This is a genomic window from Azoarcus sp. CIB, from assembly GCF_001190925.1.
In the GTDB taxonomy this organism is placed as follows: domain Bacteria; phylum Pseudomonadota; class Gammaproteobacteria; order Burkholderiales; family Rhodocyclaceae; genus Aromatoleum.
Map to the genome: position 1 here is coordinate 1,219,588 of NZ_CP011072.1, position 13,324 is coordinate 1,232,911.

At 68.2% G+C, this 13,324-nt stretch carries 12 protein-coding genes; 9 read left to right on the top strand and 3 right to left on the bottom strand.

Going from position 1 to position 13,324, the window contains the following annotated elements; translation table 11 throughout:
- The first annotated feature begins 392 nt into the window (after positions 1-392).
- The gene (locus AzCIB_RS05385; RefSeq protein ID WP_050414949.1) at positions 393-1,298 is read left to right on the top strand and encodes a DMT family transporter; all 906 of its coding nucleotides are present in this window, start codon (positions 393-395) and stop codon (positions 1,296-1,298) included.
- 12 nt (positions 1,299-1,310) lie between these two features.
- Here the strand turns inward: AzCIB_RS05385 and AzCIB_RS05390 are convergent, their stop codons facing one another.
- Positions 1,311-2,906, bottom strand: a complete 1,596-nt coding sequence (locus AzCIB_RS05390; protein ID WP_157058426.1) for a sigma-54-dependent Fis family transcriptional regulator — start codon at positions 2,904-2,906, stop codon at positions 1,311-1,313.
- A gap of 322 nt (positions 2,907-3,228) precedes the next feature.
- Between AzCIB_RS05390 and adh the strand changes: the two genes are divergently transcribed.
- The 8 genes from adh to AzCIB_RS05430 all read left to right on the top strand — a co-directional run bounded on the left by adh (position 3,229) and on the right by AzCIB_RS05430 (position 11,545).
- The gene (adh, locus tag AzCIB_RS05395; protein WP_050414951.1) at positions 3,229-4,749 is read left to right on the top strand and encodes an aldehyde dehydrogenase; all 1,521 of its coding nucleotides are present in this window, start codon (positions 3,229-3,231) and stop codon (positions 4,747-4,749) included.
- Between the two features lie 361 nt (positions 4,750-5,110).
- The gene (locus AzCIB_RS05400) at positions 5,111-6,103 is read left to right on the top strand and encodes an ABC transporter substrate-binding protein (RefSeq protein WP_050414952.1); all 993 of its coding nucleotides are present in this window, start codon (positions 5,111-5,113) and stop codon (positions 6,101-6,103) included.
- Positions 6,103-6,924 carry an ABC transporter permease gene (locus tag AzCIB_RS05405; RefSeq protein WP_083446882.1) on the top strand — a complete coding sequence of 274 codons (822 nt, stop codon included), beginning with the start codon at positions 6,103-6,105 and terminating at the stop codon, positions 6,922-6,924. The genes AzCIB_RS05400 and AzCIB_RS05405 overlap by 1 nt, the downstream gene beginning before the upstream one ends.
- Positions 6,925-7,689 (top strand): ABC transporter ATP-binding protein, encoded by a 765-nt coding sequence (locus AzCIB_RS05410; protein ID WP_050414953.1) that lies wholly within the window; start codon positions 6,925-6,927, stop codon positions 7,687-7,689. It abuts the gene before it with no gap.
- 4 nt (positions 7,690-7,693) lie between these two features.
- Positions 7,694-8,482 (top strand): lanthanide ABC transporter ATP-binding protein PedB/LutE, encoded by a 789-nt coding sequence (locus AzCIB_RS05415; protein ID WP_050414954.1) that lies wholly within the window; start codon positions 7,694-7,696, stop codon positions 8,480-8,482.
- 55 nt (positions 8,483-8,537) lie between these two features.
- Positions 8,538-9,515, top strand: coding sequence for a PQQ-dependent catabolism-associated beta-propeller protein (locus AzCIB_RS05420; RefSeq protein ID WP_050414955.1), 978 nt, complete (start codon positions 8,538-8,540; stop codon positions 9,513-9,515).
- 13 nt (positions 9,516-9,528) lie between these two features.
- On the top strand, positions 9,529-10,716 hold the full coding sequence (locus AzCIB_RS05425) for a lanthanide ABC transporter ABC transporter substrate-binding protein PedA1 (RefSeq protein ID WP_050414956.1): 1,188 nt from the start codon (positions 9,529-9,531) through the stop codon (positions 10,714-10,716).
- Between the two features lie 16 nt (positions 10,717-10,732).
- Positions 10,733-11,545, top strand: a complete 813-nt coding sequence (locus AzCIB_RS05430; RefSeq protein ID WP_050414957.1) for a lanthanide ABC transporter permease protein PedC — start codon at positions 10,733-10,735, stop codon at positions 11,543-11,545.
- A gap of 292 nt (positions 11,546-11,837) precedes the next feature.
- On the opposite strand, the gene AzCIB_RS05435 is transcribed toward AzCIB_RS05430, so the two are convergent.
- Together AzCIB_RS05435 and pedF are read right to left on the bottom strand one after the other, a co-directional pair.
- Complete coding sequence (locus AzCIB_RS05435) at positions 11,838-12,680, bottom strand: substrate-binding periplasmic protein (RefSeq protein ID WP_050414958.1); 843 nt, start codon at positions 12,678-12,680, stop codon at positions 11,838-11,840.
- Complete coding sequence (gene pedF, locus AzCIB_RS05440) at positions 12,670-13,131, bottom strand: cytochrome c-550 PedF (protein ID WP_050414959.1); 462 nt, start codon at positions 13,129-13,131, stop codon at positions 12,670-12,672. The genes AzCIB_RS05435 and pedF overlap by 11 nt, the downstream gene beginning before the upstream one ends.
- Positions 13,132-13,324: the final 193 nt, after the last annotated feature.

Below are 13,324 nucleotides of genomic sequence, written 5' to 3' on the forward strand. Positions count from 1 at the left end.
CGGTGCGAAGATTCGGTTCGACCCGCACGACGTGGTGTGGTTCGTCGTGCGGGGCGGGTAGCGTCCGGGCACCGGATTGGTGTCGTTTCGCAGGGCCGAACTTTGAAGGAAGCGTCGCTCAAACAGAATGGTTAATTTCGTATCGAAATGCCACGGCTCTGACGAAATGACAGAGTTGAATAGCGTTCTGCGCAAAATCCGGCGTGTACCCCCTCCAGCGACGCCCCCGGCTCGGGTATAAAGGCGCCTCGGCTGGTCCGAGGCGGTATCCCCGCCCGGGTGCATTGTCGGCGCGCGGGGCGGCGTTCGTCGAGCTTTTGCGCGCCGGGATCCGCCCGGATGCCGGCCGAATGGATAGCGATGTCGAAGTAGATTGCATAGGGAGTCGGTGAATGAAGCGCGCGCAGGCCAATGGCCTCCTGTTGGTTGCGGCACTGATCTGGGGGACGGCCTTCGTCGCCCAGCAGGCGGGTATGCGTGATGTCGGTCCGTTCACCTTCACCGGCGTGCGCTTCCTGTTCGGCGCCGTGGTGATCCTGCCGCTGGTGGCGCGCGAGCTGCGCCGGCTTGGGCGGCGTGGCGTGTGGCTGGATGGTCGCGACCTGGCAGGCGGGCTGCTGCTGGGCGTCGTGTTGTTTCTCGGCGCGGCATTCCAGCAGATCGGCATCGCCGGCACCACCGTGAGCAACGCCGGCTTCCTCACCGCGCTGTACGTGCCGCTGGTGCCCGTTGCGAGCGCGCTGCTGTTGCGCGAACGCCTGCACTGGTCGGTGTGGCCGGCGAGTGCCGGCTGCCTCGGCGGCACGTTTCTGCTCGGCGGCGGCAGCCTCTCGGCGCTGTCGACGGGGGATCTGTGGGTGATGGCGAGCGCGCTGTTCTGGGCCGCGCACGTGATGATGGTCGGGCGGGTCGCGGCACGCCACGGCGCCCCGATCACGATCGCATGCCTGCAATTCCTGATGTGCGGCGCGCTGGGGATGGCTTGCGGGTTCTCCCTGGAGGTCGTCAGTGTCGATGCGCTGGAGCGCGCGCTGCCGTCGATCGCCTACGCCGGCATCCTTTCGGTGGGGCTGGGCTTCACGCTGCAGGTGGTCGCGCAGCGCCACACGCTGGCGGCCGACGCGGCGATCCTGCTCAGTTGCGAGACGCTGTTTGCGGCGATTGCGGCACGCATTTTCGTCGGCGAGGTGCTCACGCCGATGCAGCTGCTGGGCGGCGGGCTGATCTTCGCGTGCGTGATGGCGATCCAGTTGCTGCCGCTCGTCCGCGCGCGCAACGAGGCGGCGCAGCCGGCGTGACGCCGCTGCCGCTCAGGCGGCGTTCTCGAACAGCTCCGGCGGGATGTCCTCGGGGCACAGCTGGCTGGCCTCGTCCCCCATCAGCGCGAGCATGAGGCGCAGTTGGTTGCGCAGCTCGCGCAGGTTGCCCGGCCAGCGGTGGCGGTGCAGCAGCGCAAGCGCGTCGGGGCACACGTAGACCGGTCTCCCGGCGGCGGCCTCGCGCACGAAATGGCGCACGAGCTCGTCGAAATCGTCGCGCTCGCGCAGCGGCGGCAGGCTGATGATCCGGCCGCTGGCCGCCTCGAAATTGCGCAGGTCGAGTCGCCCCTCGCGACGCAGTTCGGCGAGCGGCCGCCGTGCCGCACCGATCACGCGGGCGCGGCTGCCGTCGTGGGCGTCGAAGAGTCGCGCCTGCAGCGTTGTGGGTAGTGCGTCGATCTCCACGAGGAAGAGGATGCCGTTGGCCGCCTGCACCCAGGCGCGGTCCAGTTCCGCCTCCGCGGCTTCGCCAGCGGGCAGGGCCGCACAGTCGATGCCGATCAGCGGCGCGTCCGCGGTCGGTTTGTGGTCTTCGTGGAACGCCCGCACGAGATGCGCCTTGCCGGTCCCCATCTCGCCTTCGATCAGCAGCGGGGTGGCTTCCGCGGCGCAGTTGCGCAGCGTGCCGACAATGCGCGCGATGCGCCCGTCGCCGCGGCCGATCGCGCCCAGACGGGAGTCGTCGTGGCGGGTAGTTGCGCTGCGCGGTCCCGTGTCGACGTGGCGTCGCGAACGCAGGTTGGCGCGGGCGATGAGCGTGCGGCCTTTCAGGTCGTAGAGCGGAAAGGGCGCGTCGGGCGCCTGCGCTGCCCAGCCGACCAGGCTGCTCCAGGGCGTCGCGAAGCAGGCTTCATAGGTCGTTGCGGGATGTGACGCGTCCAGACCGAGCATTCCGCGCGCTTTGCGATTGCTCGCGACGAGGCGGCCGCCTTCGTCGAACACGACGAGCGCATGCAGCGGGTCGGCGAGCGCATCGCGGCGCGTGTGGAAGTGCAGCGTGAGGAAGCCGTCGTCCAGCGTTTCCAGCAGGCGGTGCTCGATCAGTTCGGCCGTTGTGCGCAGCAGCGCTTCGGCGTGCGTGAGGTTTTCGCGCGCATCCGACGACACGTCGAGGATGCCGAGCATGCCGCCGGTGGGTGCGAGGATGGGTGTGGCGACGCAGGTGAAGATGCGGTTGCGTGCGAGGTAGTGCTGATCGCCGTGCACCGTGACGACCGTCCCGGAGTGCAGCGCCGTGCCGATCGCGTTGGTGCCCATCGTGGCCTCGCTCCAGTCGACGCCGGGCCGCAGGGCGACGCGGCTGGCGCGGTCGAGGAAGTCGGTGTGGCCCAGCGCGCTGAGGATCATGCCCTGGCGGTCGGCCAGCAGCACCGTGGATGAGGGGCTGCCGATCTGGCGATACAGGCCTTCGATCATCGGGCGCGAAAACGCGAGCAGCCGGTTGTTTGCCGCGATGCGGTCCGTGAGTTCGCCCGGCGCGAGCGCCGTGTCGTTGAGCGGTTCGTCCGGACGCAGGCCGTGCTCGCGGCTGCGCTGCCACGATGCGATGAGCGGTTCCGGTCGGGATCTGGGGGGTGAAGCTTCCATCATGGGGAGCGATGAAGCATGAATCATTCCGTCGGCGTCGAGCCGCGCGAGTAAAGGGGTTTTTGCGGCAGCGGGGCGTGCGTGGTGCGGCGCCGTTGTCACGCATCGGAACAGGTGTTGCCTTGTTGAGCAGGCGGGAGCAGGGCAGGGCGGCGGGGCACTCGGTGCCGAGATATGCCGGATCGTGGTGCAAGTATTTGTTTGAGCGTTGAAAGATGTCTCTGGAGAAGGTGGCGGCGCTTGCTGGCACGCGCCCTGCGGAAGGGATGGCGACGCGAGACAGCGTTTCGACCAATCAACACAGCTTCTGGAGACAAGTTCAATGATCTACGAGATGCCCGGCCAGGCAGGCGCCAAGGTCCAGTTCAAGAGCCGCTACGACAACTTCATCGGTGGCAAGTGGGTGGCGCCGGTGCGCGGCCATTATTTCGAGAACATCACGCCGATCTCCGGCAGGCCGTTCTGCCAGGTCGCCCGCTCGACCGAGGAAGACATCAATCTCGCCCTCGATGCTGCCCATGCCGCAGCCGACAAGTGGGGCCGCACCTCGGCTGCCGATCGCGCCAACATCCTGCTCAAGATCGCCGACCGGCTGGAAGCCAACCTCGAAATGCTGGCCTACGCCGAGACGGTCGACAACGGCAAGGCGATCCGCGAAACCCTGAACGCCGACATCCCGCTGACGATCGACCATTTCCGCTACTTCGCCGGCTGCCTGCGCGCGCAGGAAGGCGGCATCAGCGAGATCGACGAACACACTGTCGCCTATCACTTCCACGAGCCGCTCGGCGTCGTCGGCCAGATCATCCCGTGGAACTTCCCGATCCTGATGGCGGCATGGAAGCTCGCCCCGGCTATCGGCGCCGGCAACTGCGTGGTGCTGAAGCCCGCCGAATCGACCCCGGTCAGCATCCTGGTGCTGGTCGAACTGATCGCCGACCTGCTGCCCCCGGGCGTGCTCAACGTCGTCAATGGTTTCGGTCGCGAAGCCGGCATGCCGCTGGCGACCAGCAAGCGCATCGCCAAGATCGCCTTCACCGGTTCCACCGCCACCGGCCGCGTCATCGCCCAGGCCGCGGCGACGAACCTCATCCCGGCGACGCTGGAACTCGGCGGCAAGTCGCCCAACATCTTCTTCGAGGACATCGCCGCTGCCGACGACGCCCTCTTCGACAAGGCGGTCGAAGGCATGGTGCTGTTCGCCTTCAACCAGGGCGAAGTGTGCACCTGCCCGTCGCGCGCGCTGATCCAGGAGTCGATCTACGACAAGTTCATGGAGCGCGTGCTGGCTCGCGTCAAGGCGATCAAGCAGGGCAGCCCGCTCGATACCGCATCGATGATGGGCGCGCAGGCCTCGACCGATCAGATGAACAAGATCCTGTCCTACCTCGACGTGGGTAAGCAGGAAGGCGCCGAACTGCTGATCGGCGGCGACCGCGCCCGTCTCGGTGGCGAACTGGCCGAGGGTTACTACATCCAGCCGACGCTGTTCAAGGGCCACAACAAGATGCGCATCTTCCAGGAAGAGATCTTCGGGCCGGTGCTGGCCGTGACGACCTTCAAGGACGAAGCGGAAGCGCTCGAGATCGCCAACGACACCCCGTACGGCCTCGGTGCCGGGGTGTGGTCGCGCGATGGCAGCACGGCCTACCGCATGGGCCGCGCCATCAAGGCCGGCCGCGTATGGACGAACTGCTACCACGCCTACCCGGCCCACGCCACCTTCGGCGGCTACAAGGAGTCGGGCATCGGCCGCGAGACGCACAAGATGATGCTCGACCACTACCAGCAGACCAAGAACCTGCTGGTGAGCTACAGCCCCAACGCGCTCGGGTTTTTCTGAGCGCTCGCGTTTCTTCTCTCCCTCTCGTCCGCCCACAGCGGAAGAGCTTCACGGGCGGCTTCGGCCGCCCGTTTTTTTTTTGGTGCATCGCTGCGGCAAGGGGCGAGCGCGCTTCTCGCGAACGAGGGCTAATCGTGCACTATGCTTGAAGCGGATTTCCGATCTGCCCGACGTGCCCGCGATGTGCCGTTATGTCGGCATGTGTTCCGAAATGGAGCACCTGTTCCGTGGTGGAACACCCGATTCCGCAGGCGACGGATTGGCGGAGCCTTCACCGGCTGGATCGAATCCTGCATTGGAAACACGACCGTCCCCGGCTCGATCCGGCGGGCGCTGACACAAGAACGATGGAGACACATCAATGCTGCGACCCTTTGCGCGTGCGTGCCTTGCCGCGGCTGCGCTCCTTGCCTGCCTGATTGCACCGGTGCGCGCCGCCGAGCCTGCGCCGATCCGCATCGGCGTGCTGCAGTACGGCACCGTGAGCTGGGAGCTCGAGGTGATGAAGCGCATGGGCTACGCCGAACGCGAGGGGGTGCGGATCGAGGTCGTGCCGCTCGCGCAGAAGGACGCCGCCAACGTCGCGCTGCAGGGCGGGGCGGTCGACGTCATCGTCAATGACTGGATCTGGGTCGCACGTCAGCGCGCCGAAGGGCGGGATTTCGCCTTCGTGCCGTACTCGCGCGCGGTGGGCGGCATCATGGTGCGACCCGATGCGAACGTGCGCTCGCTCGCCGACCTGCGCGGGCAGCGTCTGGGAGTCGCCGGCGGCGCGCTGGACAAGAGCTGGCTGCTGCTGCGGGCGTGGTCGCGCAGGACGGTCGGCGAGGACGCAGCGACCTTCCTGAAGCCCGATTTCGGCGCGCCGCCGCTCCTCAACGCCTTGATGCTGAAGGGCGAACTGCCCGCGGTGATGAACTTCTGGCACTTCTCCGCGCGCCTCAAGGCCGCCGGCATGCGCGAGCTGCTCACGCTGGACGACATCCTGAAGGGGCTCGGCGTCGACGGCGAGCTGCCGATGATCGGCTGGGTGTTCCGCGAGGAGTGGGCGGCGAAGAACCGTGCGGCCTTCGAGGGCTTCCTGCGCGCCGGCGCCCAGGCGCGGCGGCACATGCGCGAGTCCGACGCGGTGTGGGAGGAGTTGCGTCCGCTCACGCGCGCCGAGGACGACGCGACGCTCGCGGCGCTGCGCGACGGGTTCCGTGCCGGCATTCCCGGCGAGGACATCGCGCAGGCCGAACGCACCGCGCGGCGCGTGTTCTCGATCCTCGCCGAGGAGGGCGGCGCCGAACTCGTCGGCAGCGCCACGACCCTGCCCGCGGGCACCTTCTGGCGTGCGGGTGGGGCCCGCTGATGAAGGCAGGCACCGATGACTCCGCGTCCTGGCCCGCGCCGGCCATGAGCGCCCGGCCAGCGATGAAGCGCATCCGGCCGCTGGGCGAGGGCTGGCTGCGCGCGGCCTCGCTCGTCGCCTTCCTCCTGCTGTGGCAGATCGCCGCCGCGCTGCTGCAGAGCCCGACGCTGCCGCCCCCGGCGACGGTCTTCGCGCGCATCGTCGCCGAGACGAGATCGCTCGCCTTGCCCTCGCATCTGGCCATCACGCTCGCGCGCGTCACGGTTGCCTTCCTCCTCGCGATGGCGATCGGCGCGGCCATCGGCATCGCGATGGGACGCTGGCGCCGGCTCGACCTGCTGCTCGACGGCTGGCTCGTGCTCGGACTCAACATCCCCGCGCTCGTCACCATCATCCTGTGCTACGTGTGGTTCGGCCTCAACGACGCCGCGGCGATCGTCGCCGTCGCCGTGAACAAGATCCCCACCGTCGTCGTCACCGTGCGCGAGGGTGCGCGCGCGGTGGACGCCCGCCTGATGCAGGTCGCGCGTGCCTACCGGCTGCCGCGCGTGCGCACCTTCACCCACGTCTACCTGCCCCAGCTCGTGCCCTACCTGATGGCCTCGGCGCGCTCGGGCCTGTCGCTGATCTGGAAGATCGTGCTCGTCGTGGAACTGCTCGGGCGCAGCAACGGCATCGGCTTCCAGCTCAACATGTTCTTCCAGCTCTTCGATATCACGGGCATCCTTGCCTACACGCTGGTGTTCGCCGCGATCGTGCTCGTCGTCGAGGCGGCGGGCCTGCGCCCACTGGAGCGGCGCCTGACGCGCTGGAGGTCCTGAATGCTCGACATCGCCATCGACCGCAAGGCCTACCCCGACCGCGGCGGGGCGCCCCACGTCGCGCTCGCGGGCCTGCACCTCGCGGCCGCGCCGGGGGAGTTCGTGTGCGTCGTCGGCCCCTCGGGCTGCGGCAAGAGCACGCTGCTCAACGTCGTCGGCGGGCTCGACCGCGACGTCGATGGCCGCGTGCGGCTCGCCGGCGCGGATGCCGCGCACGACATCGGCTTCATGTTCCAGGAGCCGCGCCTGATGCCCTGGCTCACGGTGCTGGACAACGTGCTCCTCGTCACCGGGGCTTCGCCCGCGGCCAGACTGCGCGCATGCGAACTCCTCGCCGCGATGGGCCTCGGTGACGTGCTCGACGCCTTTCCGGGCCGCCTGTCCGGCGGCATGCAGCGCCGCGTAGCGCTCGCGCGTGCCTTCGTGATCGAGCCGAAGCTGCTGCTGATGGATGAGCCTTTCGTGTCGCTCGACGTGCCCACCGCCAACCGCCTGCGCGCGATGCTGGTGGAACTGTGGCAGCGCTCCCGGGCGACGGTGCTCTTCGTCACCCACGATCTGCGCGAGGCGCTGGCGCTCGCCGACCGCATCTGCTTTCTCTCGCCCGCCCCAGGGCGGGTCGTGCTCGAACTCCCCATCGTGCTGCCACGGCCGCGTCTGCCCGACGATGCGGCGGTGCAGACGCTCCAGGCGGAGCTTCTCGCGCAGCACCCCGAACTGCTTGCCGGACTCGCGACCAGCCCGGACGGGACCACGGATGAATGATCGTATGAGTATCGGCAGCGAAGGGCCGCAATCCGCATCCACGGCGCAGGAGGGGGGCGCCCTCCTGAAGCTGGCCGACGTGCGCAAGTCCTACGGCGCGCGCGAGGCATTGTGCGGCGTGAGCCTCGCCGTCGGCCGCGGCGAGTTCGTCGCGCTGCTGGGGCCCAACGGCGCGGGCAAGAGCACCCTGTTCCAGCTCCTCACCGGCCTGTTCAACGCCGACGCCGGTCGTATCGAAGTGTGCGGCCACGACATCCGCCACGACGCGGTCGCGGCGCTCGCGCACCTGGGCGTCGTGTTTCAGCAGAGCACGCTCGACCTCGATCTGGGCGTCGCCGCGAACCTGAAATTCCACGCCGCGCTGCACGGCTTGGGTGGGCGACACGCACGCGAACGCGTCGCCGACGCGCTGGGCCGCCTCGGCCTCACCGAACGCGCGAACGACCCCGTGCGGGAGCTCTCCGGTGGCAACCGCCGCAAGGTCGAGCTTGCGCGTGCGCTGGTGCACGAGCCGGCCGTGCTGCTGATGGACGAGGCAACCGTCGGCCTCGACCCGGCCTCGCGCCGCCAGCTCCTCGACGAGGTGCTGGCGCTGCGTGCGCGCGGTGTCGGCGTGCTTTGGGCGACCCACCTTGTCGATGAGGCAGAGGCCGCCGACCGCGTCATCGTGCTGCACCGCGGCCAGATCCTCGCCGAGGGCGCCCCGCAGGCACTCGCCGCGCAGGCCGGCACGGCCACCCTCGCCGACGCCTTCCTGCAGATGACCGGCGGCGGCAGCGAGCGCAGCGACTGAACGCCTACAAACCAAAAAAACCGTCCTGGAAATCCGACCCCGAGAGGAGACCCGCTTGATTCCCCGCACCCGACTCATCGCCGCCGGCGTCCTCGCGCTCGCTGCCGGCGCCGCCACCGCCAAGGGCACCGGCTACGTGTTCGTCAGCAGCGAGAACGACCATGCCGTGACCGTGCTCGACAGCAAGACCTGGCAGGTCGTGAAGACCATCGCCACCGGCCAGCGCCCGCGCGACATGCGCCTGTCGCCCGACGGCAGCCAGATCTATGTGGTCGCGAGCAAGGCCAACCGCGTCGACGTCATCGACATCGCCCAGCTCAAGGTGAGCCACAGCATCCCCGTCGGCGAGGATCCGGAGATGTTCGACCTCTCGCCCGACGGCAAGCGCCTCTACGTCTCGAACGAGGAGGGCGCGCAGGTGTCCGTGATCGATGTCGCGACGAAGAAGTCGGTCGCGCGTATCGAGGTCGGCGAGGAGCCCGAAGGGGTGCGCCTGTCGCCCGACGGCAAGCGCGTGTATGCGACCTCCGAGGTCGCGAACATGGTGCACGTCATCGACACCACGACCCACAAGATCCTCGCCAACGTCGTCGTCGCCAACCGCCCGCGCCGCTTCGCGATGACGCCGGACGGCGCCGAAGTGTGGGTCACCTCCGAACTCGGCGGCAAGGTCACGGTGCTCGACGGCGCCACGAACGCGGTCAAGGCCACGATCGCCTTCACGCCCAAGGGCTTCCGCGCCGACGATGTCACCCCCGTCGGCATCGCGATGACGGGCGACGGCAAGACCGCGTACGTCACGCTCGGGCGCGCCAACCACATTGCCGTCGTCGATGTCGCCAGTCGCAAGGTGCAGGACTACGTGCTCGTGGGCAACCGCGCCTGGGGTGCGAGCCTGAACCGCAACGGCAGCCTGCTCTTCGTCGCCAACGGCCTGTCCGACGACATCTCCATCGTCGACACCAAGACCCGCAAGGTGCTGCGCTCGGTGCCGGTCGGGCGCGTGCCGCACACCGTCGTGATCGACGACTGAGGGCGGACGACCCATGCGCACCCGCCCGAACCTGCTCCTGCGAGTCGTCCTCGGCAGCCTCGCCGCGCTCGTCGCCGCCTCCGCGTTCGCGGCGACCAGCGTGCGCCTCGCCCACCTCGAACTCGAAACCGATTCCCGCTACGACGAGACGAAGCTCTTCTTCCGCGGCCTCGCCCAGCCCCTCGGTCGGCCCTTCGCCGGCGCGGAGGTCGCGCTGCGCGAGGCGCGTTTCGTCGGCCAGGCGGTGGGCGCCGAATTCGCGCTCGAACGCGTCACCGGCGCCGATGCGAAGGCGCTTCTCGCCGCGATCGACAAGCTCAACAAGGAAGGGGTGCGCTACTTCCTCCTCGATGCGCCCGGCGCCGTCGTCGCCGAGCTCGCCAAAGCCGTGCGGGGCAGGGAGCTCCTGCTCTTCAACGTCTCCGCCCCCGACGACGCACTGCGCCAGGCGCAGTGCCAGCCGAACCTGCTGCACACGCTGCCCAACGACGCGATGCGCATGGACGCGCTCGCGCAGTACCTGGTGTCGAAGAAGTGGCGCAACGTCCTGATGCTCGAAGGCCCGCGCCCCGAGGACAAGCTCGTGGCGGAAGCCTTCGACCGCGCCGCCAAACGCTTCGGCCTGAAACTCGTCGAGCGCCGCCCCTTCGTGCTCTCCAACGACCCGCGCCAGCGCGACCAAGGCAACGTCGCGCTGCTCACGGCCGGCAGTGAGCACGACGTCGTCTTCGTTGCCGACAGCGACGGCGAGTTCGCGCGCAGCGTTCCCTACCGCACGGTGCGCCCGCGCCTCGTGGTCGGCACCGAAGGCCTCGCCGCGGCCGCGTGGTCCTGGGCGTGGGAGCGCCACGGTGCACCGCAATTGAACAGTCGCCTCGAGAAACACGCCGGCCGCAAGATGGCCGACCCCGACTGGGCCGCGTGGATGGCGGTGAAGGCGGTTGTCGAGGCGGTCGTGCGCACGCAGAACGGCCCCTTCGGAACGGTCGCGAAATACCTCAAGAGCGAGGAGATCACGCTCGACGGCTTCAAGGGCAACCGCCTCGGCTTCCGCGCCTGGGACAACCAGCTGCGCCAGCCCGTGCTGCTCGCGACCCACAACGCGGTCATCGAGCGCGCGCCGATCGCGGGTTTCCTGCATCCGACCAACAACCTGGACACCCTCGGCTTCGACCAGCGCGATAGCCGCTGCGCGTTCTGAATCGGGACCCCGCCCCATGAGACTCTCCCACGCGTGGCTCGCGCTGCAGGCGATCACCGGCCGCGAAATCGCCAAGTTCGTGCGCCAGGGCGGGCGCTTCGCCTCGGCGCTGGTGCGGCCGCTGCTGTGGCTCGTCGTCTTTGCGGCGGGCTTCCAGAACGTCTTCGGCGTGTCGATCATCCCGCCCTACGACACCTATATCCCGTACCAGGTCTACATCGTGCCGGGCCTATTGGGCATGGTGCTGCTCTTCAACGGCATGCAGTCTTCGCTGGCGATGGTGTACGACCGCGAGATGGGGATGATGCGACTCTTGCTGACTGCGCCGCTGCCGCGCAGCTTCCTCCTCTTCGCCAAGCTTCTCGCGGGCACCCTGCTGTCGGTGCTGCAGGCCTACGTCTTCCTCGTGATCGCGTTTTTCTTCGGCGTCGAGGTGCCGTGGGCGGGCTGGCTCACCGCGCTGCCCGTGATCGTCCTCGCGGGCATGATGCTCGGTGCGCTAGGGCTGCTGCTGTCCGTGCAGGTGCGTCAGCTCGAAAACTTCGCCGGCACGATGAATTTCGTCATCTTCCCGATGTTCTTCGTCTCGCCCGCGCTGTATCCGCTGTGGAAACTCGAGGAATCCGGTGCCGCCATCGTACATGCGGTCGCGCAGTGGAACCCCTTTACGCACGCGGTCGAGGCGATCCGCTTCGCGCTCTACGGCCAGCTCGCCGCGACCTCGCTCGCGATCGTCGCCGGCTGCCTCGCCGTGTTCTTCACGCTCGCGGTACGCGGCTACGATCCGCAACGCGGCATGCTGAAGCGGGCGGGCGGCAAACCGGCTTGACGGAGGCGGGCGAGGGAAGCGATCCCGTAGGGCGGAAAAGCGCAGCGCCTTCCGCCGCATGGCAGGGGTGATCGGAGCGCATGCGGCGGAGCAGTTGGCAAACTCGGCCTTCGCTCGTCCGTCCAGCCGGAATTGCGCCGACGACGCGGAAAACGCCTCTGTTTCAATGCGGAGCAGGTGCTCCAAAACGGAACAACGAGATCAAAAACAAGCCGGATGTTCAGCAAAACCGTGCATAGGTTTTGCTGAACATCCGGCAATTTTTCAGGGCGCCGAGTGCCCCGAAAGTCGTTCAGGGAACTCTGTGCGTGACCCCGTGGGCCGAGAAGATCCGCCCAAGCTCGCCCGACCGTTGCAGGTCCGCCAGCGCCGCCGCCAGCGCCGCCGCCAGCTCCTTGCTGTCGGCCTTCACGGCCATGCCGAGCGGCCAGCCTTTCACACGCAACTCGGGCATGGTCAGCGCATCGATCGCGAACTGCCTGTGCTCCTTCATCGCCGCTTCCAGCTGGCTGCGCGGGGCCATCACGGCACTGACTTCGCCCTTCGCCATCGCGGCTGCCGCGTCGGCAACGCTGCGGAAATGCACGACGTTGTCGCGCAGCCGGCCATTCAGCACGTGCAACATGAAGTCGCTCGCGTGCGTGTCGAGCTCGACGCCGATCTTCTCGCGTGTAAATACTTCGAAGGCCACCGCGGCCGAACCCGACACCGACGGCACGCGCTCTGGATTGCGCGCGATCGCGATCGTCTCGAGGTGATAGGGGCCGAAGATCGCCACCTTGTCGTTCTGTGCCGCGAACTGCGCATCCACGGGCACATGCAGCATCACGTCGGCCGGACGCCCGCCGAGGTAGTGCCCTTTCCACACCATGTTGCGCAGGTCGTCGCTCATGTTCTCGTCGGGCGGGAACTCGACGATCTCCGCGCGCATCCCCAGGCGCTCGGCCAGGGACTGCGCGAGGGCCACGTCGATGCCCTTGCCGCGTGCCGAGAAGGGCGCGTAGTCGGCATACACGGCCACCCGCAGGGTGCCCGCCTGCTGCACTTCGGGCTGTGCGGCCGCGTGGGCCGGGAGCAGGGCGCCTGCCAGCAGGGCGCCCGCGCCGATCAGGAATGCGCGTCGTTCATTTCTCACGTACGGTCTCCAGCCAGGCCTTGATTGCCCACATCGCCTCCTGCGACAGCATGCCCTCGAACGGCGGCATATACACCGCGCCGTTGCGGCTCACGCCATTGCGGATGCGCTGCAGGAAATATTCGTCCGTTTCGGGCGCGATGTCGAGCTTGCGCAGATCCGGCGCGATGCCGCCCGAGACCGCACCGAGGCCGTGGCAGCGCGCGCAGTTCTGGTTGAAGGCCGAATCGCCGATGCGGATCGCCTCCGCGTTGTCGCGGTAGGGGTTCACCGCACGCCATTCCTCGCCGAGCTTGGGCAGCGTCGATACATCCACCGCCTGCGGCGTCACGTCGCCGTGTGCGTGGGCCAGTCCCGCTCCGAGCGCGAGTCCCGCGGCGAGGGCCGCTGCGCGCAGTTTGCGGGTCAATGTCTCCTTGTCGTTGTACTTATCCACCTTCTGATTCCTCATCTCTGATTGACGACGCCCGGAGTGCCGGATCTGCACGGTCCTTCGCAAGCCCTGTGCCACGTCGACCGAGCGATCCGGAATCCTGCGTATTTCCTTGGTAAGGCGCCTGAAAGCTGCTGGCAGGAAAATTGCTCCTCTGTTGTTGCCGGGTCGGATGAACGATTGCTTCGACCTGGTGCAGGTGCTACTTTCT